This window comes from Mesorhizobium sp. WSM4312 (assembly GCF_002294875.1).
Taxonomy (GTDB): domain Bacteria; phylum Pseudomonadota; class Alphaproteobacteria; order Rhizobiales; family Rhizobiaceae; genus Mesorhizobium.
The window spans coordinates 13218-36473 of sequence record NZ_NSFU01000005.1; the positions used below are offsets into that span (position 1 = coordinate 13218).

Consider the following 23256-nt stretch of genomic DNA (forward strand, 5'->3'; position numbering starts at 1 on the left):
CGAAAGTGGTAGCCGGACTAGAGGCTTGGCGCGTCGCCAAGGATCTGCTCGGAGGAGAAAACATGGTCTACGCAACATCGGATGGGTCGGCGGGCAAGCGGCTGAGGGTCGGTATGGTCGGCGGCGGCCGCAATGCCTTCATCGGCGCCGTGCATCGACTGGCCATGCGCCTCGACGACCAGATCGTGCTGGTGGCCGGCGCGCTGTCGTCGGACCCTGAAAATGCCGCCGCCTCGGCCGCCGAGATCGGCATCGCGCCGGAGCGCAGCTATGCCGATTTTCACGCCATGGCGCTGGCGGAAGCCGCCCGGCCTGACGGCATCGAGGCGGTCGTCATTGTCACGCCCAACCATCTGCACGCGCCGATCGCCACCGCCTTCCTCGAGGCCGGCATCGACGTCATCTGCGACAAGCCGCTGTCGACCACGCTCGGCGACGCCGAAGCGCTGGTGACGCTGGCGCGCGCCAAAAAACGCCGCTTCGTCGTCACGCTGAACAACACCGGCTACGCCATGGTCCGCCAGGCGCGCGAAATGGTGGCGGCGGGCGAACTCGGCCGCATCGTCTCGGTGCATGGCGCCTACGTCCAGGACTGGCTGACCAGGCCGATCGACGCCGAAGGGCAGAAGCAGGCGGAGTGGCGCACCGATCCGGCGCGGGCGGGGCAATCGGCGGTGCTGGCCGATATCGGCGTGCATGCCTTCAACCTGGCGAGCTATATCTCAGGCTGCGAGGCCGAGGCGGTGTCGGCGGACCTGTTCACCGCGGTGCCGGGACGCCGGCTCGACGACAATGCGCATGTCATGGTGCGCTGGACCGATGGAGCGCGCGGCACGATCCTGGCCAGCCAGACATCGCCCGGCCACTACAATGATCTGTCCGTGCGCATCTATGGCGACAAAGCCGGGCTCGAATGGTCGGGCGGCCGGCCGGAGGAACTGCGTTTTTCCGTCTATGGCGAGGAAACCCGCACGCTGGTGCGCGGCGGCCATGGTTCGACCGAAGAAAGCCGGCGCGTGTCGCGCATGCCGGCGGCGCACCCGGAAGGCTATATCGAGGCCTTCGCCAATTTCTACCGCGACGCCGCCGACATCATCCGCGCGCATCGCTCCGGTGGCGTGGTCGATGCCGCGCGCGCGGCGCGGGTGCCGGATGTGGTCGACGGTGCGCGCGGCGTGAAATTCGTCGCCGCGGCGGTGGCGTCGAACGCGGCGGGCGGTGCGTGGACGGCGGCACGGTTTGCGGGGTGACAGCCGATCTCCACACGAGGAGATCGCCAGTTTTGCCACCGGCAATCACCCGGTCCCCAGCCGCTTCGCCAGATCCGACAGCATCGGGCGCTGGCCCTGCAGAATTTTTGGCGCCGCCTCGGGCAGGCTGAACCAGCCGGCCCTGTCGACCTCAGGAAATTCTTTCATCGACCCGGACCTTGGCGGCCATTCCATGGTGAAGCTGTTGCTCTTGATGGCGGCCACATCGATCTCGGTGCTGGCCTCGACCGACCAGGCAATGACGATCTTGCCGCCTGGTTGCTTGTAGTCGCCGAGGCGCGCGAAGGAGCCGTCGACCGCGATGCCGAGCTCTTCCCCGGCCTCGCGTTGCGCTGCCTTCAGTTCGTCCTCGTCCTCGTCGATGAGGCCTTTCGGGATCGACCAGGCGCCTTCATCCTTCCTTGCCCAGAACGGGCCGCCTGGATGAACCAGAAGCACCTGGATATCCCCGTCGCTTCGACGATAAATCAGCAGGCCCGCACTGCGTTTTGCCATTTTTGCATGTCCGTTTGCAGCGCCGGTGCGAGGTTTGCCGATTCTTGAGTCGATCATGCGTGCTGAACTTGCACCGGGAAATTGCGACGCTATGTCAGATGCATCTGCATTGCACCTCGTCCGCGAGTTCGGCAATCTGATAGCATCGATTCTGGGGCGGCGTCGAAATCAGATGGGGCGTCCGGTATGCAACTCGGTCTGATCGGTTACTACAGCGATTTCGTGGTCTATCCGCTGGCGATCGCCCTGTTGGGCGTGGCCGGGCTGATCGAGGCCGGGGAAGAGAGCGCGCCGGACTGGATCGGCACGGTGCTGATCTGTCTCGGCCTGTGGACGTTGATCGAATACGTCCTGCACCGCTTCGTCCTGCATCACGTCCCCTACATCAGGGATCTGCACGACCGTCATCATATCGAGGAGCGCAGTCCGGTGGGCACGCCGACCTGGCTCAGCCTGGGCGTGCATGCGCTGATCGCGCTACCCATCTGGCTGCTCTCGGATTTCGCGACCGCCAGCGCGGTCGGCTGCGGGCTGATGCTGGGCTATCTCTGGTACATCAGCGTCCACCACATGATCCATCATTGGCACCCCGCCCATCCCAGCTATCTCTACACGCTCAAGCGCCGCCACGCGGTGCACCACCATATCGACGACAACGCCAATTTCGGCGTGACGTCGCTGTTCTGGGACCGGATTTTCGGCACGGCGCGGCTTTGAGGGCAGTAGGGCAGCCGTTCAGCGCCGCTTGCCGCGGCCGGCGGGAGACTTGGCGCCGCGAGGTCCTGTCAGCACTGGCGTGTTGCGCTGGTTTTCGTCGGACAGTTTGCGCCAGCGGGCCAGGCGTTCCGGATCGAGCGTGCCGGCCTTTAACGCTGCCTGCACCGCGCAGCCCGGCTCGTGCACATGCATGCAGTCGCGGAACTTGCAGAGCGGCGCCAGCTCGGTGATTTCGGCAAACAGCGTGTCGATGCCGTAGGCGGCGTCGCAGACTTGCAGCGTGCGCATGCCCGGCGTGTCGATCACCCAGCCGCCACCGGCAATGGCGTGCAGCGACCGCGCCGTGGTGGTGTGGCGTCCCTTGGCATCGTGTTCGCGAATGGCTCCGGTCTGCTGCGCCGATCCGGCCAAACTATTGACCAGTGTCGATTTGCCAACGCCGGAGGAACCGATCAGCGCCACCGTCTGCCCCCCGCCGCACCAGGCAGCGAGTGCGCTCGCGGCGCCCGATATGCGCGGGTTCAGCGTCACGACGGCCAATCCGCGCTGCAGCGCGGCGGCCTGGCTTTGGTACGCCTCGGCGTCCTCGGCCGTATCGGCCTTGGTCAACAGGATCACGGGTGTCGTTCCGGCCTCGTTGGCCAGCGCCAGATAGCGTTCGAGCCGGGCGATGTTGAAATCGGCATTGCATGACGTGACGATGAACAGCGTGTCGACATTGGCCGCGGCCAGCTGTGGCCCCCTGCCGCCCTGGACGCGGCGCTCCAGAACCGTCTTGCGGGTCAGGCGACGCCGCACGAGGTGGCTATGCGACTCGACCAGCACCCAGTCGCCGACGGCGTAGTCGCCGGTGGTGGCCTGCGGCGCCAGGGACAGATCGGTATGTCCCGTCTGGGACAGGCCGCTCAGCCGGTCTCGATGCACCATGGCAATGCGGGTCGGGACGAGGTCTGCATCGCCTGGCTCGAGCTGGTCGCCGAAGAACTCCGACCATCCAAGGCCGGCAAGCGATAGGGATGGGGCGCAGGAGGAGGCCGTCACGGCTTCGACCGAGGGCATGGCGTCGCTGACATCGGACAGTATCCTCGGGAAAGATAGGAGAGGCGCCGACCCCTCGGAACGGGCGATCCGCCCACGCCGCTGTATGGGCGGCACGGCGAGGTTTGGCAAGCGTTGCCGGTTGTCGCGGCAGCCCGGTGAAGATAGATTTGTGTCGGGCCTGAAGCTGGGGGTGCGCCGGGAATGCTTCTGCCATTCTTGCATTGGCCTGCAACTCTTCGCCACAGCAGGCTGAAATACCTGGCTCTTTTCGCGCCGTTCATCCTCTTGTCCGGCTACATCGCCTACGGCTTTGTCGGCATCCAGATTGACTCGCCGCTCGCCGCCTTAAGGCACTTTGCCGCGTTCCCCAACTGTGCTGCCGCCCGCGCCGTCGGGCTTGCCCCCGCGCGCAAGGGACAGCCGGGCTATTGGCCGACGCATGATGCCGACAGGGACGGTATCGCCTGTGAACCTTGGCATGGGGGAAGCGGTAGCGGCGTCAGAGTGCATCGCTATTCGCGGACAGGCAGATAGCTCACAATTCCTTTTCCGCCAGTTCCCTGAACTCGTCGGGCACGGAGCGTGCCGCTTCCAGCGCCACCGTGCCGTAGCCGACGGCCTGCTTGCCGAAGCGTTCGCGGATCTTGTCGATGGCGCGGTCGGCGCCGAAGCGGGCGAGGCCTTTTTTGCTACCGGGGCGGCGCTTCTCGTCGGCGAGGCCGAGCGGCAGGTCGAGCTGCAGCTCCGCGCTCTCCTCCAGGTGCGAGACCGAGATCGCCAGCAGCGAGATGGTCTTTTCGCGTGGATGGTCGCCGAGCACGCCGCGCACCAGGTCGCCGGCAATCTCGGCCAGCATGGTGGTCGCCGAGATCGGCTGGTCGAGCGTGATCGAGCGCGTGACGGCGCTGAGATCGGCAAAGCGCACGCGCACCGTCACCGTGCGGCCCGGCCGCGCCTTGGCGCGCAGCCGGCTGGCGACGCGGTCGGCCAGATGCAGCAAGGTGGGCACGATCACCCGCGCCACGGCGGGTTTCTGGCCAAGGGCGGATTGCGCGCCGGCCGAATGCGCCCGGCGCCTGGTCTCCAGTTTCCTCGGGTCGCGGTTCCATGACAGAGCGGCGAGCTTTTCGCCGGCGGCGGGACCAAGCAGCCGCGTCAGCGCGCCGCTGTGGGTCCTCGCCAATTGGCCGATGGTCTCGACGCCGATTTCCGCCAGCCTTGCCTTGGTCGCCGGACCGACGCCCCACATCAGCGAGACCGGCAGGTCGTGCAGGAAGGCCAGTTCGGTGCCGGGATCGACGACCACCAGCCCGTCGGGCTTGGCGACCTGCGAGGCGATCTTGGCCAGATGCTTGGTGCGGGCGACGCCGATCGAAATCGGCAGGCCGAGTTCGGCCCGCACGCGGCGGCGGATCGCCGTGGCGATCTCCCGCGGTTGCCCGAACAGATGCGTGCAGCCTGCGACATCGGCGAAGGCCTCGTCGATGGAGATGCGCTCGACCACCGGCGTGAAATCGTCGAGCACCTTGATCGCCGCATCCCCCAGCCGCTGGTAGTGGCTGAAATTGCCGCCGACGAAGATCAGTTGCGGGCAAAGCTCGCGCGCCTTGCGCCCCGGCATGCCGCCGCGCACGCCGAAGGCGCGCGCTTCATAGGAGGCGGCGAGCACCACGCCGCCGCCGACCGCGATCGGCTTGCCGCGCAGCGACGGGTCGAGCAGCTGCTCGACCGAGGCATAGAAAGCATCGAGATCGGCATGCAGGATGGTGGCTGTCGTTTCCATCCGGCTGCATATCCACGGTTGCTGATGGACCGGAACAAATAGAGAACATAACATGTACATCTGTCAAGCGTCATGTCCGCGCCCGGCTGCATCGCCTGTGCTCTTCCCGCGAAAATGGCACAGCCAATGTCGGGTCGCGGTTTTCAACAACGTCCTAGAGACGGGCAAACGGGCCTGTCAGCATGGCTGAATGCGGAAGGAGCACGACATGACCGATCACATCATCGCGCCTTACTCGGACTGGTTTGAAGCGCACAAATCGCATCTCGCAAAAGAGAAGGCGCTGACGCGCCAGCGTCAACAACTCGCGGCGGAGCGGCGCGCACTGCCGTGGCTGCGCATCGACAAGCTCTACGAGTTCGACACGACCCAGGGGAGGAAATCGCTGGCCGATCTCTTCGAGGGTCGCAGCCAGTTGATCATTTATCACTTCATGTTTCCGCCCAATGCGGACTATCGCTGCACCGGCTGTTCATTCCTTTGCGACCACATCGACGCCGCCAACCAGCATCTCAGGCATCACGACGTCTCCCTGGTCGTCTGCGCGCGCGCGCCTCTGGCCGAACTCATGGATTTCAAGGCGCGGATGAATTGGCAGTTCGATTGGGCTTCGTCATTCGGCAGCGATTTCAATTTCGACTTCCAGGTGTCGTTCACCGAGGACCAGATCAAAGCGGGCAAGGTGCTGTTCAATTTCGAAGAGGTCGTGATGAAAGGCCGGGATCGCGCTGGCGCGACCGTTTTCTACAGGGATGACGATGGCACGATCTACTGCACTTTCCAGGTGCGGAGCCGGGGCGGCGAGAACCTGATCGGGACTTATAGCTATCTCGACCTCACACCCATCGGCCGCAATGAAAACGGGCCATCGCATACGCTGGGCGATTGGGTCCGCCTTCACGACGAGTATGATGGCCGATGATGAACCGATATCGCCGCGCCGTTAAGCCCCGCCTCGGCCTTGCGGCGTCCATCAAGAGCTTCGGCGATCATGTGTTGGCCAGATGCTCGGCCCGCAACGTCGCCTTCATCCGTTCCAGCGCCGGTTCGCCGCCGGCCGCCAGTTCGTCGGCGATGCGGGCGAGCTGATCGTCGGCCTTGCGGTGCTTGCTGCCCCAGGCGCCGAGCGTGGCCAGCACCGGCAACAGGTCGATGCCGGCTTCCGTCAGCCGGTAGATCGCCTTCAGCCCGTGGCTCGGATCGTCGCTGCGGGTGAGGATGCCTTCGTGCTGGAGCGTCTGCAGCCGCTCGGCCAGCGTGCGCGAGGAGATGCCTTCATCCGATTGCAGGAATTCGCGAAAATGCCTTTTCCCGGCGAAGACCAGGTCGCGGATGATGAGCAGCGTCCAGCGATCGCCAAGCAGTTCCAGCGACAGGCTGATCGGGCAGCCGGACCTTTCGCGCGTCGACATGCCTATGGTTCCATTTTTAAACCACTTTACTCTTGACATCGTTTTTGCCTCGCGTCAATGGTTCCAAAAGTAAAGCAATTCCTTTGAGCGGAACAAATGAGGAGACGACGATGAGGAAGCTCATCTTGCAGATGCAGATGTCGGTCGACGGTTTTGTCGGGGCGAACGAGGACCATCGCTGGCAGCTCTGGGAATGGGGCGACGACATCGGCTGGGACGAAGAGCTGAAGCGCGATTTCAACACCGTCTTCGCCGGCATCGACACCATCCTGCTCAGCCGCAAGATGGCCGAGGAGGGCTATCTCAGCCATTGGGGCAATGCGGCGAAGAGGTTTCCGCGCGATCCTTTCTACGCCTTCGCCCAGCGCATCGTGGAGGCCCTGAAGGTGGTGCCGAGCGACAGGCTGAAAACCTCGCGATGGGGGCGCACGACGGTGGTGAGCGGCGACCTGCCGCGGGAGGTCAACGCGCTGAAGGCGGGCGAGGGGGCTGATATCGCCGTTTTCGGCGGCGCCGGCTTCGCCTCGTCGCTGATCGCCGCCGGGCTGGTCGACGAGTTCCAGCTGTTCATCAATCCGGCCGTGCTGGGCGCCGGCCGCCGCATCTTCGACCAGGGCGGTTTTCGTAGCCTCCGGCTGCTCGGCTCGAAAGCCTATGCCTGCGGCATGGTGGTCAACCGCTACGCCCCGGCGCAGTGAGTGGAGCACGGCGAAGGTTCCTGTCAAAAAACCGTTTGGGCAGAATCCTTTGCCCTCGTCTCTTCGTCTTCAAGGTGCGGTCGCCGGCGTGGCGGCCGCTTCAATTCCAGACGGAGATGACGATGATCCTGGTGACAGGCGCCACGGGGCTGAACGGCAAGGCGATCATGCGCGAGTTCGCGCGGCAAGGGCATGAGGTGAGGGCGCTGGTGCGCGATCCCGACCGGGCGTCAGCGGCAGGGCTCGGCGGACTTGCCGGCGTCGAACTGGTCGCGGGCGACATGCGCCGGGCGGAAACGCTGGGCGCGGCACTTGATGACATCGACCGCGTGCTGATGATTTCGACCGCGGCCGACGACATGACGGAAACGCAGTGCCGCTTCATCGATTCCTGCAGGCAGGCCGGTGTCGCGCATGTGGTGAAGTTCTCGGGCGCCGAATCCAACATCGGCTACGACGCGACGAAGTTCCGCTTCACCCGCATGCATGAGGAGGTCGAGCGCTATCTGGAAGGGGCCGGCATGGCATGGACGCATCTGCGCCCCAGCCAGTTCATGCAGGTGTACCTGCGCGACGCGCCGACCATTGCCGCCGAGGGCGCATTCCATCTCGCGCTCGGCGAGACCGAACTGTCGCCGGTCGATGTCGAGGATATCGCCAAGGTGGCCTTCCGGCTGCTGCGCGATGGTGGCCATGAAGGTGAGAGCCTCGACATGACCGGGCCGCAGGCGCTGACGATGAGCGATATCGCCGTGCTCATATCGCAGGCGATCGGCAAGCCGGTTCGCTATGTCGACGTCAGCCCCGCAGAGCGGCGGCGCAACCTGCTGGCCAGCGGCGTTCCGGCCGGCTTCGCCGATGCGCTGGACGAACAACTGGCCGAGCGGTTACAGCGGCCGAAATCGCGGGTGCACCTGGCGACGCACGACATGTTCGGCGTGCGGCCGACGCCATTCCTTGAATTTGCCCAACGCCACGCCGCGATGTTTCGGGGTGAGGGCTAGCCGGGGCGGAAAAATCGTCCGCGGCGACGTATCCTTTTTGTCGGCCCATCCGTCTTTGCTTCTCGAAAGGTCGCGCGGTCCGCGATCCGTAACCAGGAGACCATCATGGCGAGCATCGAGAGCGAGGCAAACAGGAACCACTACGCGGCGATCGCCGCCAATGCCGGCAAAATGGGTCCGCAGGCGTTCGTCGAGTTCAACGATGCCAGTTGGACGGCGCTGACCGGAGAACCCGGCGGCGTCGACTATATCGAGGTGGATGCCGGCGGCGTGCCTGCGTTGTGGGCTGTGCCGAAGGGCGCCGACGAGCGGCGCGTGCTGTTTTATGCGCATGGCGGCGGCTTCGTCGGCGGCTCGATCTACACTCATCGCAAGCTGGTCGGCCATCTGGCCAAGGCCGTCGGCTGCCGGGCCTTGCTCTATGGCTATCCGCTGGCCAGCCAGGCCAAGTATCCGGCCCAGCTCGATGCGGCGATGGCCGCCTGGAACTGGCTCATCGACCAGGGCTTCGACACCAGGCGGATCGTGCTTGCCGCGGATTCCTGCGGCGCGGTGCTGACCTATGGCGTCCTGCAGCGGTTGCGCGCGCAAGGGCGGCCGCTGCCGGCCGCCACGCTGATCATCTCCGGCTGGTTCGACATGGCGCTGACCGCTGCCAGCTATGAAACCAACCGCGAAAAGGATCCTTTCTTCGCCAAGGGCGGCGTCGACTGGCTGGTGACCAACTTCATCGGCGACCGCGACCGGCTGGATCCGGAGGTCAGCCCGCTCTATGCCGATTTGAGCGGCTTTCCGCCCGTCTTCCTGCAGGCCGGCGCCGATGAGACGCTGGTCGACGAAAGCCGCATGTTCGCCGAGCGCGCGCGGCAGGCTGGCGTCGAGACGCGGCTCGACGTCTTCGACGACATGCTGCATTCCTTCCAGATGATGGCCGGCCGGGCGCCGGAAGCCGACGACGCGATCGGCCGCCTCGCCGCCTGGGTGCGGCCGAGGTTGGGGTTGCCGGCTGCCGGGAAGACCGGCGAAAAGGCGGCGTGAGCATGCGGCGGCTGGTCGTATCGAGTTTTGTCTCGCTGGACGGTGTCGTTGAAGGACCGATGGTGTGGGCGTCGCCCTTCTTCGACGGGCAGAACCAGGCGCACGCCTTGCAGGCGTTGTCCTGCGTCGACTTCTTCCTGCTCGGCCGCGTCACCTACGAGATGTTCTCGGCGCGCTGGCCTGACCTCAAGGGGCCCTACATGGACCGCATCAACGGCATGAAGAAGCTGGTCGCCTCGACGACGCTGAAATCGGTAGGCTGGAATGCCACGCTGCTTGACGGCGACGTCGCCGAATCACTCGCCGCGCTGAAGCGGCAGCCGGGCGGCGACATCTTGAAATACGGAGTGTCGCAACTTGACCGCACGCTGCTTTGCGCCGGGCTGGTCGACGAGTATCATCTGTCGATCGTGCCGACCCGCGTCGGGCACGGCAAGCGTGCCTTCGAGGATGTCGGCTCGATCAGCCTCGATCTGGCCGGCACGCATCGCTTCGACAATGGCGTGGTGACCCTGACCTATGTGCCGCGATGAACCAGCAGATCCGCAATCCCGCTGAGACGAGGCAAGGCATCGAGCTGCGGCTTGACCCCGAAGGCCTGTTCGACCTTCGCTACCGGGCGTTCCTGGAGACGGTCTCGCATCTGCGCGTCCGTCTCCACCGCTATTGCGCTCGCATGACCGGCTCGGCTCTCGACGGCGAGGACATCATGCAGGAGGCGCTGTTCGAGGCCTATCGCAAGATCGCGCTGCTCGACGATGCGCAGGCGCTGCGGCCGTGGCTGTTCCGCATCGCGCACAACAGGTGCATCGACTTTATCCGCACCCGCCGCACGCGGCTCAAGGCCGAAGCAGGCTATGCCAGCGATGAGATCGTGCTGCCCGTCGAACCCGCCGGTGCGGGCGCCGGCCGCGCCGTCGAACGGCTGGTGGTGCACCTGCCGCCGAAGGAGCGCGCCTGCGTGCTGCTCAAGGATGTCTTCGACCATTCGCTGGAGGAGATTGCCGGCCTGGTCGGCTCGACATCGGGTGGCGTCAAGTCGGCGCTCAATCGCGGCCGGGCCAAGCTCGCCGCCTTGCCGGCGCAACCGGTCGCGGCACCCAGGCACGACCCCGAACTGGAGCGGCTGCTGAGCCGCTATGTCGAGCTCTTCAATGCAAGGGACTGGGACGGGGTGCGGGCGCTGACCAGCGCCGACGCCCGGCTGCGGGTTTCGGACTGCTACAATGGCCTGCTCTCCGACTCGCCCTATTTCGTCGAGTATGAGCGTGGCGAGCCCTGGCGCATGCGGCCGGCTGTGGTCCAGGAGGAGGCAGTGCTGGTCGTCGACAGGCTCCATGGCGAGCTCTGGCGGCCAGCCTATTTCGTGCGCATCCATGCCGACGGCGGTGTCATTGACCGCATCGCCGACTATTATGCCTGCCCGTGGATCCTGGAGATGGTGGCTGCCGAAGGATGATGGATTTGTCCGGCAGTGTCTTCTCGCTGGGATCGGCTTTCCCGCTTATTTCACCGAGTCCGCGGCCGCCAGAATGACATCGGCCACTTCGCGCGGTTTGGAGAGCATGGGGACATGGCTGGTCGCAAGCTCGGTCACCTTGGCGCCGATCGCCTTGGCCATCGCTGCTTCAGCAGCCGGCGGTATCATCCCGTCATGCTTGGCGACGATGTAAAAGCTCGGCTTGGTCTCGTAGGCCGCCACGGCGAGCTTCTCATCGAAAATACCGGCAAAGGGCGGACCTTGCGTGGCTGCGATCACGCTGATCTCCTGCGGCGGCAGGTCCTGCGCGAAATATTTGGCGACGCCTTCGGCGCTTAGCCTGACATAGCCGCCGCTGTCGGGTTGCAGGGCGCTTGCCCAGGGCAGCGCCGGTTGCCCCTTGCCAAGATCGTTCACCGACAGGCCCTTCGGCAGCGCGAAGGCGGCGACGTAGACCAGCGCCTTGACCTTGTCGTCCACGCCCGCCTGGCTGATGACGACACCGCCCCAGGAATGGCCGACCAGGATGACCGGTCCCGGCTGGGCCTCGATGACGCGCCTGGTTGCATCGACATCGGCGGCAAGCGAGCTCAGCGGATTTTGCACCGCCACCACATTGAGTCCTTTGGCCTCCAGCAAGGGAATGACCTTGTTCCAGCTCGAGCCGTCGGCAAAGGCGCCATGCACCAGCACGACCGTTTTCTTCGGCACGCCGGCGGCCGAAGCCGGTGTAGCCATCGCCATGAGGACGGCGGTTCCCGACAAGAGAAGATGCGACAGCGACATAGAATGGCTCCATTTTGTCGTGACGGGCGGTCTGGGAGGGACAACCCATCGGCTTCGTTTCACGAGATCGGTTTCAGCAGGCCCGAAATGGTGGCGCCGGGCGGTTGTTACCTGGAGAGGAAATCGGTGATGAGCTTGACCGTGGCATCCGGGTTTTCTTCCATGATCCAATGGCCGGATGCCGGCACGATGGCTCCCGTCACGTCCGACGCGACGAAACGCAGTGTATCGGCCTGTGTCGTGCCCGCCGATTTCTCCGCGCCGGCTGCCAGCACCGGCATGGGCAATTTGCCGCCGGTGGAAAGCATCGCCTGGTTGTCGATGGCGTCCTGGTCGAATGCCTTGAACTGTTCGAAGGCGTCATGCATGGCATGCGGCCGCGCGTAGAGTTTTGCATAGTGGACGCGCGTCGCCTCGTCGATCTTCTTCGGGTCGGCCGACAGTTCGTTGTAGAAGCGGTCGAGGTAGATGCGCTCGCGCCCCGCGACCAGGCGCTCCATGTCGGGGCCGCGGAAGTTGAAGTGCCAGAGCAGCGGGCTTTGCTTGATCTTGTCCCAGTCACCTATGCCCGGCAGCGGTGCGTCGATGACGACCCATTTGGTGATGCGCTTGGGATATTGCGCGGCCAGCGCATAGCCGACCATGTTGCCGATATCGTGCGTCACCAGCTCGGCCTTGTCGATCTTCAGCGCATCCATCACGCCGGCGATGTCGAGCGCCTGGTTCTTCTTGGTGTAGCCGCTGTCTGGATGCGCCGAAAGGCCCATGCCGCGCAGGTCCGGCACAACCACCGTGTGATCCTTCATCAGCTTTATCGCGACCGGCGCCCACATGTCGCCGGTGTCGCCGAAGCCGTGCAGCAGCACCACCGCGGGCCCTTGTCCGCCGACGCGTACATGCAGGCTGGTGCCGTTAGTCTGGATCGTCTGCGTCTTGAAGACGGTCGGAAACGGGATCACGCGCGCCGAGGCCGGAGCGGCGAGTGACAGCAGACCAAGGACGATAACCAAAGGACGAAACATGATGCATTACCCCGAGCTTTTGCCGCCGCCACATGTTTCGCGGTCTTTCCGACTATGGCACCATGCCCTTGGTTTCGTTAGGCGTCGGTCGCCTGATTGTGAATTCGGGAAAGCCGAACAATGCTAAAGCTTGAAGCCGCCGCCGCATTTGTCGCCGTCACGGAATCCGGCTCGATCAGCGAGGCGGCCAGGCGCATGGGCCTGTCCAAGTCCGTCGTCAGCGAGCGGCTGTCGGAACTCGAGCGCAGCCTCGGCACAAGGCTGCTGGACCGCACCACCCGCAAGCTCTTCATCACCGAAGCGGGGCGCGGTTTTTACGAGCGCGCCAGGCGCATCATGCAGGAGGTGGCCGATGCGAGAGCCGAGATCGCCGAAGATCGCGGCGAACTCGCCGGACCGTTCAGGATATCGGCGCCGACCAGTTTCGGCATCCTCCATCTCGGCCCGGCGCTGTATGGCTTCCTGGCCAGGCACCCGGGGATCGAACTGACGCTTGATGTCGACGATCGTTTCGTCAGCATGGTGGCCGATGGCTACGATGCCATTGTGCGTCACGGGCCGGTCGTCGATGGCGGGCCGGTCATCGTCAAGAAGCTGGCTTCCAGCCGTCGCTTCCTGGTGGCGTCACCGGACTATATCGGGCGGTTCGGACTGCCCGCGACCACCGACGACCTGAAACGCCACAAGGGCGTCATCTATTCCATCCGCGGTGCCGCCGACTGGCGGTTCAAGATTTCGCGGCGGCTGGTGACGATCCGCCCGCAAACCGCGCTGCGCGTCAACAACGGGATCTTGATGCGCGACGCCGCGCTTGCTGGCCTCGGCCTGGCGCTGCTCCCTGCCTATTTCATCCGGACCGAGATCGCCGACAAGCGATTGACGGTCATCGATGTCGGCGCCGAACCTGAAGGGGCCACCATCTATATCGCCTGTCCCGAGGACCGGCGCGGATCCGCCAAACTGCGTGCGCTCACCGCATGGCTTCGCGATGCCTTTGGCGATCCGCCCTATTGGGAGGCGTGAACCGGCACCTCACTTCGCATCGTGAAAGATGATGCCGACCGTGTGGCGCATGCCTGAGCGCAGGCGGCTGACTCCGTGGCGCAGGTTGACGCGGTAGGTGCCTTTCGTTCCCTGCACCGGCCGGTTGTGGACGGCGAAGGCCACCGCGTCGCCCTGGCGCAAGGGCACCACCTCGACCCGGCTCTGCATGCGCGGCCGCTGTTCGGTCAGCGCGAATTCGCCGCCGGTGAAATCCTCGCCGGGTTCGGAGAGCAGGATCGCCACCTGCAGGGGAAAGGCGAGATCGCCATAGAGGTCCTGGTGCAGGCAGTTGAAGTCGCCGGGGACATATTGCAGCAGAAGCGGCGTCGGCCTGACCTGGCCGGCGGCATGGCATTGTTCGAGAAATTCGGCATGCCTGGCGGGGTAGCGCAGGGGGATCGCCATGCGCTCGTTCCAGCGGTTGGCGACCTCGGCCAGCCTGGGATAGAGCGCGCTGCGCAGGCCGCCGAGCAGGTCCGGCAAGGGATAGCGGAAGTAGCGGTATTCGCCCCTGCCGAAACCGTGCCTGGCCATGTGGATGTGGCTGCGGAAATGCTGTTCCTGGGGGTAGAGGCCGGCGATCTGCCGGCACTCTTCGGGCGAGAGCAGCTTTTCCATCACCGCGCAGCCGAAGCCGTCGAGTTCGGCGGCCAGTGCCGGCCAGTCGTATGCGGCAACGCGCACCTCGGCGGCCTCGACCACCGAAGTGGCAACCTTGGCGTGGGCGTTCATATCGCGGCCTCCCTGTCGAGCAGAGCGCGCTTGCGTTCGATGCCCCAGCGGTAGCCCGACAGCGTGCCGTCGACGCCGACAACGCGGTGGCAGGGAATGCCGAGCGCGATGGCGTTGGCGGCACAGGCGGTTGCCACGGCGCGCGCGCCGTTCGGCCGGCCAAGGCGCCGGGCAAGCGCGGTGTAGGTGATGGTGGCGCCGCAAGGGATGGCGCGCAGCACCTCCCACACCCTTTGCTGGAACGGCGTGCCGTGGCGCATGTCGAGCGGCAGGTCGAGGCCGGCGCTGGGCGTTTCGATGAAGCGGGCTATCGCCGCGAGATCATCGTCGAGAGCGCCCTTGTCTTCGACCAGCACCTTGCCGGGAAAGCGGTCGGCGAGGTCCTGCTCCAGCGCGTCGGCGTCGGAGCCGATCAGGATGGCGCAGACGCCGATCGGGCTGCGCGCCGCCAGGATCTTGCCGATCGCGGATTGGCCGACGGCGTAGGCGATGGTGTCGAGGGTGGCTATCGCCGCCGGTGTGGTTATTTGGGTTTGCAAGAGGTTCATTGCCCTGACTCCTTTGTCTGTGCCGGAAACCTACAGAGGCGGCTTTCCTCGCTCACTCCGGTGCTTGCTTTCAAATTCAAATCGCCTGTGTGAAGACCTCCGTCGTCGCCTTCCGTAGAGCGCTGACTTTTGAACAGTCTACATGTCACGCGACACGAATGACGAAGAGTTCGCCGAGCAAAAACACCTCGCCTGACAACAGCCGCAGCTCGATCTCGCCACTCGCAGTACGGCCCCATTCGGCCTTACCGGCATCGACCAGCTTGCCGATGGCGGCCAAGACCTGTGACTTCGCGTCGACGGCGGCGCCGTTGGCGATCTCGATGTTCGCACCGGCGGCGGAAGACCTTGCCATCGTGCGCATCGCCGGTCGTTACGCCCGCGAAGACCGGTAGGCCCTGTCGGCGGCCTTCGCCGATCCGCCGGCCTCGCGGTCGAGCAGCGCGCGCTTGCGTTCGGCGCCCCAGGCGTAGCCGGACAGGGCGCCGTCCTTGCGGATCACGCGGTGGCAGGGAATCGCGACCGCATGGGCGTTGGCGGCGCAGGCGGCGGCGACGGCGCGGGTTGCCCTGGGCGCGCTGATGCGCTCGGCGATCTCGGCATAGGAAACCGTGCCGCCGACCGGGATGTCCTGCAGGGCTTGCCAGACGCGCTGCTGGAAGGCGGTGCCGCGCACGTCGAGCGGCAGGTCGAGGCCGAGCCGTGGGGCCTCGACGAAGCCGACGACGCGGGCAACCAGCGCCTCGTAGTCGCGGTCGCCGCCGATCAGCCGCGCCTTGGGGAAACGGTCCTGCAGGTCGCGCACCAGCGCGTCTGGATCGTCGCCGAGCAGGATCGAGGCGACGCCCCTGCGGCTCGACGCGACCAGTATGGCGCCGAGCGAGGTCTCGCCGACGGCGAAGCGTATGTCCTCATTGGCGCCGCCCGCGCGGTAGCGCGTCGGCGTCATGCCGAGCATGCCGGTGGATTTCTCGTAGAAGCGCCCGCTCGAATTGAAGCCGGCATCGTAGATCGCCACCGTGACGCTGGCGCCGTCCGCGAGACCCTGGCGGACCCGGGCGGCACGATGCGCGGCGGCATAGTCCTTCGGCGTCAGCCCGGTGATCGCCTTGAAGACGCGGTGGAAATAGCCGGCGCTGCGCCCGGCGGCTTCAGCCAGTTCAGCCAGCGATGGCTCTTCCTCGCTCTGTTCGATCCTGCGGCAGGCACCGGCGACCATCGCGGCATTGCCGGCCTCCAGCGAAGGGCCATCCGGACTGCAGCGCCGGCAGGCGCGAAAGCCGGTCGCCTTCGCCTGGGCCAGCGTGTCGTGCAACTGGACATTGACGGGATTGGCGCGGCGCGACGGGCAGGAGGGCCGGCAATAGACGCCGGTCGTCGCCACCGAATACCAGAATTGCCCGTCCGCCGATTTGTCGCGCACGACGATGCGCGCCCAGCGCGGGTCATCAGCGACCGGCAGCGGCGTCGATTTGAGGTCTTTGGCGAGAGTGATGAACATGCCGCATTGAAGCCGCTGGAAGACGGCCCCGCCACCCGTTTCCTGCCAACAAAGAATATGACAAGATCGACCCGGAGGAGGTGCGATGGAAAACATTCGATCCCTTAAGACCGAAGCCGATTACGATTGGGCGATCGCCGAAATCACAAGATATTTCGACAACGAGCCGGAGGTCGGCTCGCTCGATGGTGATCGCTTCGATGTTCTCGCGACCCTGATCGAGGCATATGAGAACAAGCGCTACCTGATTGAGGCATCCGATCCCGTTGACGGGTCGCGTCCAGCCGGATTCAAAGACTCGCTGTAAGCCTTTGTTTTCGCGGCATGCCCCAAAACCGATGCGCGTTTTGTGGGCGGCATGAACCGGTTCTCCTACGCCGCCCTCTTGGGTTCCACCGCGAACGGGCTGAGCCCGAGCCAGGTCTGCATCTTCTTGCCGATAGCCTGGTCGCCGGTCAGGGAAACCTTCGCGCCCGCCTTCTCGACGGTCAGCAACCCCATCCAGATCGCCGTCATCGTGTGCAGGTCGGTGGAGACGTAGAGGTCGACATCGAAGCCCGGATCGTACCAGCACAGATCGACCTCGCCGTGCTTTTCGACGATCAGCCACCACGAGCGTTTGGACGCCGGGAGATCCAGATACAGAAATTGTATCACCGTGCGTCCTTCGGGGAGCGGCGAGGGGTTCAGGTTGCGCCGCATGTCCCACATCAGCAGCGACGGATCGAGGTTCTTGAGCGACAGCCGGGACTCGACCCATTTCTGTCCCCAAAAACCCATTGCCTCGACGACAGGGCGCAAATCGCGGCCGGCCTCGGTCAGCCGGTAGTCGAAGATCGCTTTCTCGCCCGGCACCTCCTTGCGCTCGACGATCCCCGCCAGCTCGAGTTCCTTCAACCGTTGCGACAGAAGGGTCGGCGACATTTTGGGGACGCCGCGGCGCAGGTCGTTGAAGCGGGTCGAACCCGCCACCAATTCGCGCATCAGCACCATCGTCCAGCGGGTGCACAGCACCTCGGCGGCCATCGATAGCGGGCAGAACTGCTTGTATCCGTGCTGGGCCATGATCGGTGCACCTCCCTCGAAGCTGGCCGAACATTAGGCCTTCATGAATGAAGCGGCCAGTACGGAAACTGTACCGCCCAGTACAGATCGCGGACTGGTTGGCGAGGGGCCGGCCATGCGAGCCCTTTGGCCGGTCGCACGGGATAGCCCTGTGCGCCGCAACCAGGAGACGACCATGACTGCTTACGTTATCGCGGACATCAAGATGAAGGATCCGAAATGGGTGCCGGGCTACGCGGCCTCGGTGCACGACATCGTCCACAAGCATGGCGGCAAATATCTGTCGCGCAGCGGCAATGTGAAGACGCTTGAAGGCAAGCCGCTCGACACCACGCTGATCGCCCTGATGGCGTTCCCGTCGGAAGCGGCGGCACGCGCGTTCACCAACGATCCGGCCTATGCGCCTTTCGTTTCGGCGCGTCAGGGCGGCAGCGACAGCCGCTTCCAGCTGATCGACGATACCGATCTGGCCGGAACGATCCCGTATCTGCCGAAGGGATGATGCTTCCCGGCAGTCGTCACATCGATTTCGGGACCTCCAAGCAGCAACAGCCACAGCGCTTGCCTGCCGGGCCGCCGTATTTTCGGCGGCCGGCCAGCTGTGCTTTTTCAAGAAGAATGGAATGGACATGATATCAACTCTTCGCAACAGGCTCGTCATGGCGGGGGCCATGCTGGCCGTCTGCGCCTCCTTCGCACAGGCGCATCAGGAAGCGGCCGGAGCCGCGTCCGGCCCCAATCCACTGGCCGACAAGGTGCGGGCCGCCAACAGCCGGTTCCTCGACGTCAAGGCGGCGACGGCCGAGGGCTACGCGCCCATACCCTGCGCCAGCGGCATCACCGGTGGCGCCATGGGCATCCACTACGTCAACGGCCAATACCTGAAGGACGACAAGATCGACATCGCCCGTCCCGAGGCCGTGATGTACGAGCCGATGGCCGACGGAACGCTCAAGCTGGTGGCGGTCGAATACATCACCTCGAAGGGGCCGGCGTCGCTGGACGGCCAGCTGTTCAACTTCAACAGCGCCCCCAACCGCTATGGCCTGGGTGAATTCTACGAGCTGCATGTCTGGGCCTGGAAGGGCAACCCGACCGGCACCTTCGCCGACATGAACCCGAAAGTGTCGTGCGAACACACGATGGCACCGAGCCAGTAGCCGGCAAGGTCAGGCGGCGGCAATGCCGCCTGACCTCTACCGAGAGACGGCCGGGTGGTTCGCCTGGCCTCGGCCAGGCCCGGTCATTGCGGTGCCGGTTCGGGCAGAGGCAGGCGCGTCCCGACGGTATCGCGACTCGCCTCGGGCAGAACGAAACGCCCGGTCAGGTACCAGATTAAGGATACGACAAGGATCGAAAGGTAGCCGTCCACGGCATAGTGCCAGCCGGTGTAGACCGAGCCGAACAGGATGAGTGCGGCGAAGGACCAGCCGGCGACGGTCCAGCGGCGGCCGAAGCCGCTCAGGAACAACGCGTTGAGCGTGACGAAGGCGACATGCATGCTTGGCATGGCTGAAATGCCGCCGCCCAGTTCGGGGCGGCCGCTTGTGTAGGCTGTGAGCAGATAGCTGGCATACATATGGACCGGTGCGGCGTAGCCGTTCCGCGCCAGGGCGGTCTGCAACCCGGCAAACCGGTCGCCACCGTAGAACTGGTCGTGAAATATCGGGCCGGCGGAAGACAGCGCCATGGCCAGAACGGTGCCGCACAGGATCGTGGTCAGCGCGAGCGCCCACAGATAACGCAAACGCGCTGCCGGGTTGTTCCAGAAGGCGACGAACAGCAAGGTGCCGAACCATTGCACGTGCCAGCCATATCCGTAGCCGATGAAGATGACAGCCGAAATGCGTTCGGGGACGACGCGGTGCACCCATGTCCAGGGATCGGCGCCATGCAGCCCAACATCAAGCTCCGCCAGTATGCGGTCGGCATAGAATGGCACGATGTCGGGGATGGCAATCTTGAAGGCAGTGAAGGCGGTAATGCCGAGAAAGGACAGCAGGATCACCGGTGCGGCGCCCAGCCAGCGCTGCCTGAGCATGTCGAGCATGAACCGCGTCGGGCTATGCCTGGCAAATGTCAGCGCCATCACGCCGAGGCCGGCCGCAAGAAGCATAGGCAGGAAGACGACGAATGGCTCCGCGTAGGATTGCGCCAGGTGCAGATAGCGGCCCGGCTGCAGGCAAAGCGCGGCCAGAGCATAGGCCAGGCACAGGGCGGTCAGCATCCACCCGCTCCTGGTCGCGGCGATGTCCAGGTCAAAAACGCCAAGCGGCCGGCGCTCGCCGTTCCGCTGCGCGGTGTGCGCACTCATTGAGGAAAACCCGCCAACTGCCCAAGCATTAACAGGGGTATTTCGCCGATGAAGTATTACTATTCAATTACACTTTGGGTTGATAAAAAATACAAATATTGGATGGTTATATTTCTTCCCTTTCCGTCAAGGATTCGTTGACGAAGATGTCATCGTCGAATGCAGAAGGAGCGACCGCGCCGAAGCGGTGTCCAAACCCGAAAGGTTGCCGGGCTTCGGCCGCAGTCGAAGCGGGCCACCGCCTGGCCGGCGATGGCCCTGCGGATCAGGCGGCCCTGATCAGGCCGAGATGGGTCAGCGCGGCGACGCCGTCGTCGAGGCCGATCTCCTCGACGATCCTGCCGTCGATCACTTTCAGCACCGTGGTGCCGGTGAAGCGCATGGCGCGGCCGGTAGCGGCAGGCAGCGAACCGGCGAGGAAATCGCCGAAAGCCGGGCCGGTATGCGTGCCGCCGCCCTCCCACTGGCCGACGACGTAGTCGCCCTCGGCGATGAGATCGGCGGTGGCCCAGAAGTTGAGATCCGGGAAGGCGGCGCGGAAATCGGTCATGAAGGCCTTGATGTCGTCGCGGCCCCGGCGCGGCTCGTGCAGCGAATATTTGAGCAGCATGTCGGGCGCGGCGATGTCGTCGACGACGGACAGGTCGCAGGTTTCACCCCAGAAGTCGGTGAACCATCTGACGACGACGGCCTTGTTGTCTTCCTGTTTGGTCATTGGGAGCGTCCTTTCGTGTTTGGCTGGGGTCATCCGCGGTGTCGCTGATGACCTTGGCCATCCCTAGGCCCATCGGGGGAGCGCAAAACTCCGGTTCTTGCCGGCCAATCGAAAGACGGGGCGCCACGAAATATTGCAGGCGGGAAGGCATGCCTGCCGCGTCCCGGTAACTGTTTCTTCTCTGGTTTTGTCGCAGATTGCCCGCAGGTGGAGCAGGCGAAAACAAACGATGACGGGTCAGGACAAGAAAAGCCGCAATGAAACGTTCTGGGCCACGGCCCTGGAGCGGGCCCATCTTGGCGTCTGGGATTGGGATCTTGCGACCGGCGAGTGCTTCTATTCCGCGACCTGGGCGCGGATGCTGGGTTATGATGAAAGGGAGCTTGCCAACACCAGCGACCTGTGGCTGCGGCTGACCCATCCCGACGATCGCGAGCGGGCGCTGGCCAGCGGCGAACGCCACATTGCCGGACAGACCGACGCCATCGAGACGGAACTGCGGCTGAAGCACAAGCTGGGCCACTGGGTGTGGGTGCTCGACCGCGGCGGCATCGTTGAGCGCAACGCGGACGGGAAGCCGCTGCGGCTGATGGGCGTGCAGACCGACATCACCAAACAGAAGACGGCCGAAGCCGAGCTCGAACAGGTCAATGTGCGCTTCCGCCTGGCGCTCGCCGCCAGCGGCACCGGCATCTGGCACCACGACATCGCCACCCACAAGAGCTATTGGGACACCCGCACCAGGGACATATTCGGCCTCGTTGCCGACACCGACGAGGTGACGGCCGACCTTTGGCACACCTATCTGCATCCCGACGACAAGGAAGCCACCGAGCGCGCCCACCAGCCGCCGCCTGGCTCAAGCGGCGTAACCGCCTCGCAATACCGCATCATCAAGCGCGACGGCGAGATCCGCCACGTCGAATCGCTGGTCCGCTTCATCGCCGCCGTGGGTGCCGCCGGCCAGATCCTCGGCACGGTGCGCGACATCACCGAGGACAAGCTGCGCGAACAGGAGCTGGCGTTTGCCGCCCGCCACGACGCGCTGACCGGCCTGTGGAACCGCGCCGCCTTCGACCGGCTGCTCGCCGAGCATATCGCGGCGGGTGCGCCGCTGGCGGTGTTCTATGTCGATCTCGACTACTTCAAGGCGCTCAACGATTTTGCCGGCCACGCCGCCGGCGACATGGCACTGAAGAGCGTTGCCGCCGGCATCCGCGCCTGCCTGCAGCCATCGGCGCATGCGGCGCGGCTCGGCGGCGACGAATTCGCGCTGCTGGTGCCGCATTGCGACGCAGCGCAGGCCGAGCGGCTGGCTGGGGCCATACTGGCGGCCGTGCGCGGCGCCGATCTGGGCTCTGCCGCGGCCGCGCGGCGGCTCGCGGCAAGCATCGGCATCGCCATCGTCAACGACCGGGTGACCACAGTCGCCGATGCGCTGGCCTGCGCCGACGATGCCTGCTACGCGGCCAAGGCCGCCGGGCGCGATCGCTTCGCGGTGTTTTCGGCCGAGGCCGCCACCGGCGGCCTCAACGCGGCGCGGCTCGCCGCCGACACGGTCGACGCCATGGAGGACGGAAGGCTGAAACTGTTCGGCCAGGAGATCCACCGGCTGGGCCGGCCCTGGCAGGAAAACCGCCATGTCGAGGTGCTGGCGCGGCTTGTCGGGCGCGGCGGCAAGCTGATTCCGCCTAGCGAATTCATCCCGGCGGCGGAGCGTTTCGGCATAGCCGCCAGGCTCGATCGCTGGATTATCCGCACCGCGCTGTCGCGGCATGGCGCGGCGATGAAGTCCGGCGCGATCGCGCTCGGCTTCAACCTGTCGGCGCAGACGCTGAGCGATCCGGGACTGTGGGACTTCGTCGACAGCATCATCGAGGAGACTGGGGCGCCGCATTCCGGTATCGGCTTCGAGATCACCGAAACCGCCGCCGTCACCAATTTCGATGCCGCCGAGACGTTCGTGCGCAAGGCGCGCGAGCGGCGCTGCAAGGTCAGCCTCGACGATTTCGGCGCTGGCATGAGTTCGTTCGAATATCTCAGGCGCTTTCCGGTCGATGCCATCAAGATCGATGGCTCCTTCATCGAGCACATGGCCGAGAGCCGCTTCGATCGCGAGATCGTCTCGGCCATATCAGGCATTGCCCGCAGCGTCGGCTGCGCCGTCGTGGCCGAGAAGATCGAGCAAGCCGAGACGCTCGTCATGCTGCAGGCGATGGGCGTCGATTTCGGCCAGGGTTTCCTGCTGCACCGGCCCGAGCCGCTGGAGCGGATCGTCGCGCCCGCCATCGGGCCGGTAACCGCAGCACCGGCCCGCAAGGCGTCCTAATCAGATTTGCCGCACCATCGCTTGCGGAAATTCCAGCACAGCGGTCTCGGGTCGCCTGTGCTGGGCTTCCGCCACCGTCTCGATCAGGAGGTCGAGGGCCTCGCATGCCGAGCGGCTCGTCTCGTCATTGCCGCGCAGATAATGATAAGCGCGTTCGAGATGGATGCGGGCGGCTGAAAAATCGCTGGTCAATGGTTCCCTCCATGATCCCGCCCTAATTTATCTTGGCCGGCCCGGCGGAATGTGGGGTAAATATCCACA

The 23256-nt window shown here is 65.1% G+C and carries 28 protein-coding genes; 14 read left to right on the forward strand and 14 right to left on the reverse strand.

Features of this window, described 5'->3' with window-relative positions; all coding sequences use genetic code 11:
- The first annotated feature begins 62 nt into the window (after positions 1 to 62).
- Entirely contained in the window at positions 63 to 1250 is a 1188-nt protein-coding gene (locus CK228_RS08880) for a Gfo/Idh/MocA family oxidoreductase (protein WP_095787599.1), read from the forward strand.
- Positions 1251 to 1295: 45 nt separating this feature from the next.
- On the opposite strand, the gene CK228_RS08885 is transcribed toward CK228_RS08880, so the two are convergent.
- Positions 1296 to 1766 (reverse strand): NUDIX domain-containing protein, encoded by a 471-nt coding sequence (locus CK228_RS08885; protein WP_095787816.1) that lies wholly within the window; start codon positions 1764 to 1766, stop codon positions 1296 to 1298.
- Between the two features lie 186 nt (positions 1767 to 1952).
- On the opposite strand from CK228_RS08885, the gene CK228_RS08890 reads away from it, so the two are divergent.
- Positions 1953 to 2483, forward strand: a complete 531-nt coding sequence (locus tag CK228_RS08890; RefSeq protein WP_095776186.1) for a sterol desaturase family protein — start codon at positions 1953 to 1955, stop codon at positions 2481 to 2483.
- Positions 2484 to 2501: 18 nt separating this feature from the next.
- Here the strand turns inward: CK228_RS08890 and rsgA are convergent, their stop codons facing one another.
- A complete protein-coding gene (rsgA, locus tag CK228_RS08895; RefSeq protein ID WP_095787600.1) occupies positions 2502 to 3542 on the reverse strand; it encodes a ribosome small subunit-dependent GTPase A in 1041 nt (346 codons plus the stop codon).
- Between the two features lie 183 nt (positions 3543 to 3725).
- Here rsgA and CK228_RS08900 point away from each other — a divergent pair, with 183 nt between their 5' ends.
- Positions 3726 to 4058, forward strand: a complete 333-nt coding sequence (locus CK228_RS08900; protein WP_095787601.1) for an excalibur calcium-binding domain-containing protein — start codon at positions 3726 to 3728, stop codon at positions 4056 to 4058.
- 1 nt (position 4059) lies between these two features.
- Here the strand turns inward: CK228_RS08900 and dinB are convergent, their stop codons facing one another.
- The gene (gene dinB, locus CK228_RS08905) at positions 4060 to 5307 is read right to left on the reverse strand and encodes a DNA polymerase IV (RefSeq protein WP_095787602.1); all 1248 of its coding nucleotides are present in this window, start codon (positions 5305 to 5307) and stop codon (positions 4060 to 4062) included.
- Between the two features lie 208 nt (positions 5308 to 5515).
- Between dinB and CK228_RS08910 the strand changes: the two genes are divergently transcribed.
- Positions 5516 to 6229, forward strand: coding sequence for a thioredoxin family protein (locus CK228_RS08910; protein ID WP_179295856.1), 714 nt, complete (start codon positions 5516 to 5518; stop codon positions 6227 to 6229).
- 67 nt (positions 6230 to 6296) lie between these two features.
- Here the strand turns inward: CK228_RS08910 and CK228_RS08915 are convergent, their stop codons facing one another.
- Positions 6297 to 6719 (reverse strand): helix-turn-helix domain-containing protein, encoded by a 423-nt coding sequence (locus tag CK228_RS08915; protein WP_095787604.1) that lies wholly within the window; start codon positions 6717 to 6719, stop codon positions 6297 to 6299.
- A gap of 110 nt (positions 6720 to 6829) precedes the next feature.
- Here CK228_RS08915 and CK228_RS08920 point away from each other — a divergent pair, with 110 nt between their 5' ends.
- The 5 genes from CK228_RS08920 (at position 6830) to CK228_RS08940 (ending at position 10918) form a co-directional block, all read left to right on the forward strand.
- Positions 6830 to 7417, forward strand: a complete 588-nt coding sequence (locus tag CK228_RS08920; RefSeq protein ID WP_095787605.1) for a dihydrofolate reductase family protein — start codon at positions 6830 to 6832, stop codon at positions 7415 to 7417.
- 122 nt (positions 7418 to 7539) lie between these two features.
- Entirely contained in the window at positions 7540 to 8421 is an 882-nt protein-coding gene (locus tag CK228_RS08925) for an SDR family oxidoreductase (protein WP_095787817.1), read from the forward strand.
- A gap of 105 nt (positions 8422 to 8526) precedes the next feature.
- Complete coding sequence (locus CK228_RS08930) at positions 8527 to 9459, forward strand: alpha/beta hydrolase (RefSeq protein ID WP_095787606.1); 933 nt, start codon at positions 8527 to 8529, stop codon at positions 9457 to 9459.
- A 2-nt stretch (positions 9460 to 9461) separates the two neighbouring features.
- Positions 9462 to 9992 (forward strand): dihydrofolate reductase family protein, encoded by a 531-nt coding sequence (locus CK228_RS08935; protein WP_095773747.1) that lies wholly within the window; start codon positions 9462 to 9464, stop codon positions 9990 to 9992.
- Positions 9989 to 10918, forward strand: coding sequence for a sigma-70 family RNA polymerase sigma factor (locus CK228_RS08940; protein ID WP_095787607.1), 930 nt, complete (start codon positions 9989 to 9991; stop codon positions 10916 to 10918). Before CK228_RS08935 ends, CK228_RS08940 begins: the two co-directional genes overlap by 4 nt.
- Before the next feature lie 45 nt (positions 10919 to 10963).
- Here the strand turns inward: CK228_RS08940 and CK228_RS08945 are convergent, their stop codons facing one another.
- Both CK228_RS08945 and CK228_RS08950 read right to left on the reverse strand, forming a co-directional pair.
- Positions 10964 to 11725, reverse strand: coding sequence for an alpha/beta hydrolase (locus CK228_RS08945; RefSeq protein ID WP_095787608.1), 762 nt, complete (start codon positions 11723 to 11725; stop codon positions 10964 to 10966).
- Between the two features lie 107 nt (positions 11726 to 11832).
- Positions 11833 to 12747: an alpha/beta hydrolase gene (locus CK228_RS08950; RefSeq protein WP_095787609.1), complete on the reverse strand. Its 915-nt coding sequence runs from the start codon at positions 12745 to 12747 to the stop codon at positions 11833 to 11835.
- Positions 12748 to 12867: 120 nt separating this feature from the next.
- Here CK228_RS08950 and CK228_RS08955 point away from each other — a divergent pair, with 120 nt between their 5' ends.
- The gene (locus CK228_RS08955; RefSeq protein ID WP_095787610.1) at positions 12868 to 13770 is read left to right on the forward strand and encodes a LysR family transcriptional regulator; all 903 of its coding nucleotides are present in this window, start codon (positions 12868 to 12870) and stop codon (positions 13768 to 13770) included.
- A gap of 9 nt (positions 13771 to 13779) precedes the next feature.
- On the opposite strand, the gene CK228_RS08960 is transcribed toward CK228_RS08955, so the two are convergent.
- The 4 genes from CK228_RS08960 to ada all read right to left on the reverse strand — a co-directional run bounded on the left by CK228_RS08960 (position 13780) and on the right by ada (position 16572).
- The gene (locus CK228_RS08960) at positions 13780 to 14523 is read right to left on the reverse strand and encodes a 2OG-Fe(II) oxygenase (protein ID WP_095787611.1); all 744 of its coding nucleotides are present in this window, start codon (positions 14521 to 14523) and stop codon (positions 13780 to 13782) included.
- Positions 14520 to 15071 carry a methylated-DNA--[protein]-cysteine S-methyltransferase gene (locus CK228_RS08965; RefSeq protein WP_095787612.1) on the reverse strand — a complete coding sequence of 184 codons (552 nt, stop codon included), beginning with the start codon at positions 15069 to 15071 and terminating at the stop codon, positions 14520 to 14522. Before CK228_RS08965 ends, CK228_RS08960 begins: the two co-directional genes overlap by 4 nt.
- A 145-nt stretch (positions 15072 to 15216) precedes the next feature.
- Entirely contained in the window at positions 15217 to 15426 is a 210-nt protein-coding gene (locus tag CK228_RS08970) for a hypothetical protein (protein ID WP_245437606.1), read from the reverse strand.
- Between the two features lie 18 nt (positions 15427 to 15444).
- On the reverse strand, positions 15445 to 16572 hold the full coding sequence (ada, locus tag CK228_RS08975) for a bifunctional DNA-binding transcriptional regulator/O6-methylguanine-DNA methyltransferase Ada (RefSeq protein WP_095787614.1): 1128 nt from the start codon (positions 16570 to 16572) through the stop codon (positions 15445 to 15447).
- Between the two features lie 85 nt (positions 16573 to 16657).
- Between ada and CK228_RS08980 the strand changes: the two genes are divergently transcribed.
- Positions 16658 to 16879, forward strand: a complete 222-nt coding sequence (locus CK228_RS08980; protein ID WP_095773755.1) for a transcriptional regulator — start codon at positions 16658 to 16660, stop codon at positions 16877 to 16879.
- 65 nt (positions 16880 to 16944) lie between these two features.
- On the opposite strand, the gene CK228_RS08985 is transcribed toward CK228_RS08980, so the two are convergent.
- Entirely contained in the window at positions 16945 to 17637 is a 693-nt protein-coding gene (locus tag CK228_RS08985; protein WP_095773756.1) for a helix-turn-helix domain-containing protein, read from the reverse strand.
- 175 nt (positions 17638 to 17812) lie between these two features.
- On the opposite strand from CK228_RS08985, the gene CK228_RS08990 reads away from it, so the two are divergent.
- Entirely contained in the window at positions 17813 to 18139 is a 327-nt protein-coding gene (locus tag CK228_RS08990) for a DUF1330 domain-containing protein (RefSeq protein ID WP_095774007.1), read from the forward strand.
- A gap of 121 nt (positions 18140 to 18260) precedes the next feature.
- Entirely contained in the window at positions 18261 to 18797 is a 537-nt protein-coding gene (locus tag CK228_RS08995; protein ID WP_179295857.1) for a hypothetical protein, read from the forward strand.
- A gap of 83 nt (positions 18798 to 18880) precedes the next feature.
- Here CK228_RS08995 and CK228_RS09000 read toward each other — a convergent pair whose 3' ends face one another.
- Together CK228_RS09000 and CK228_RS09005 are read right to left on the reverse strand one after the other, a co-directional pair.
- On the reverse strand, positions 18881 to 19864 hold the full coding sequence (locus CK228_RS09000) for a phosphatase PAP2 family protein (protein ID WP_245437995.1): 984 nt from the start codon (positions 19862 to 19864) through the stop codon (positions 18881 to 18883).
- 352 nt (positions 19865 to 20216) lie between these two features.
- Positions 20217 to 20666, reverse strand: a complete 450-nt coding sequence (locus CK228_RS09005) for an ester cyclase (RefSeq protein ID WP_095773758.1) — start codon at positions 20664 to 20666, stop codon at positions 20217 to 20219.
- A 229-nt stretch (positions 20667 to 20895) separates the two neighbouring features.
- Between CK228_RS09005 and CK228_RS09010 the strand changes: the two genes are divergently transcribed.
- Positions 20896 to 22995 (forward strand): EAL domain-containing protein, encoded by a 2100-nt coding sequence (locus CK228_RS09010; protein WP_095787615.1) that lies wholly within the window; start codon positions 20896 to 20898, stop codon positions 22993 to 22995.
- Here the strand turns inward: CK228_RS09010 and CK228_RS09015 are convergent, their stop codons facing one another.
- Positions 22996 to 23187: a hypothetical protein gene (locus tag CK228_RS09015; RefSeq protein ID WP_179295858.1), complete on the reverse strand. Its 192-nt coding sequence runs from the start codon at positions 23185 to 23187 to the stop codon at positions 22996 to 22998.
- Positions 23188 to 23256: the final 69 nt, after the last annotated feature.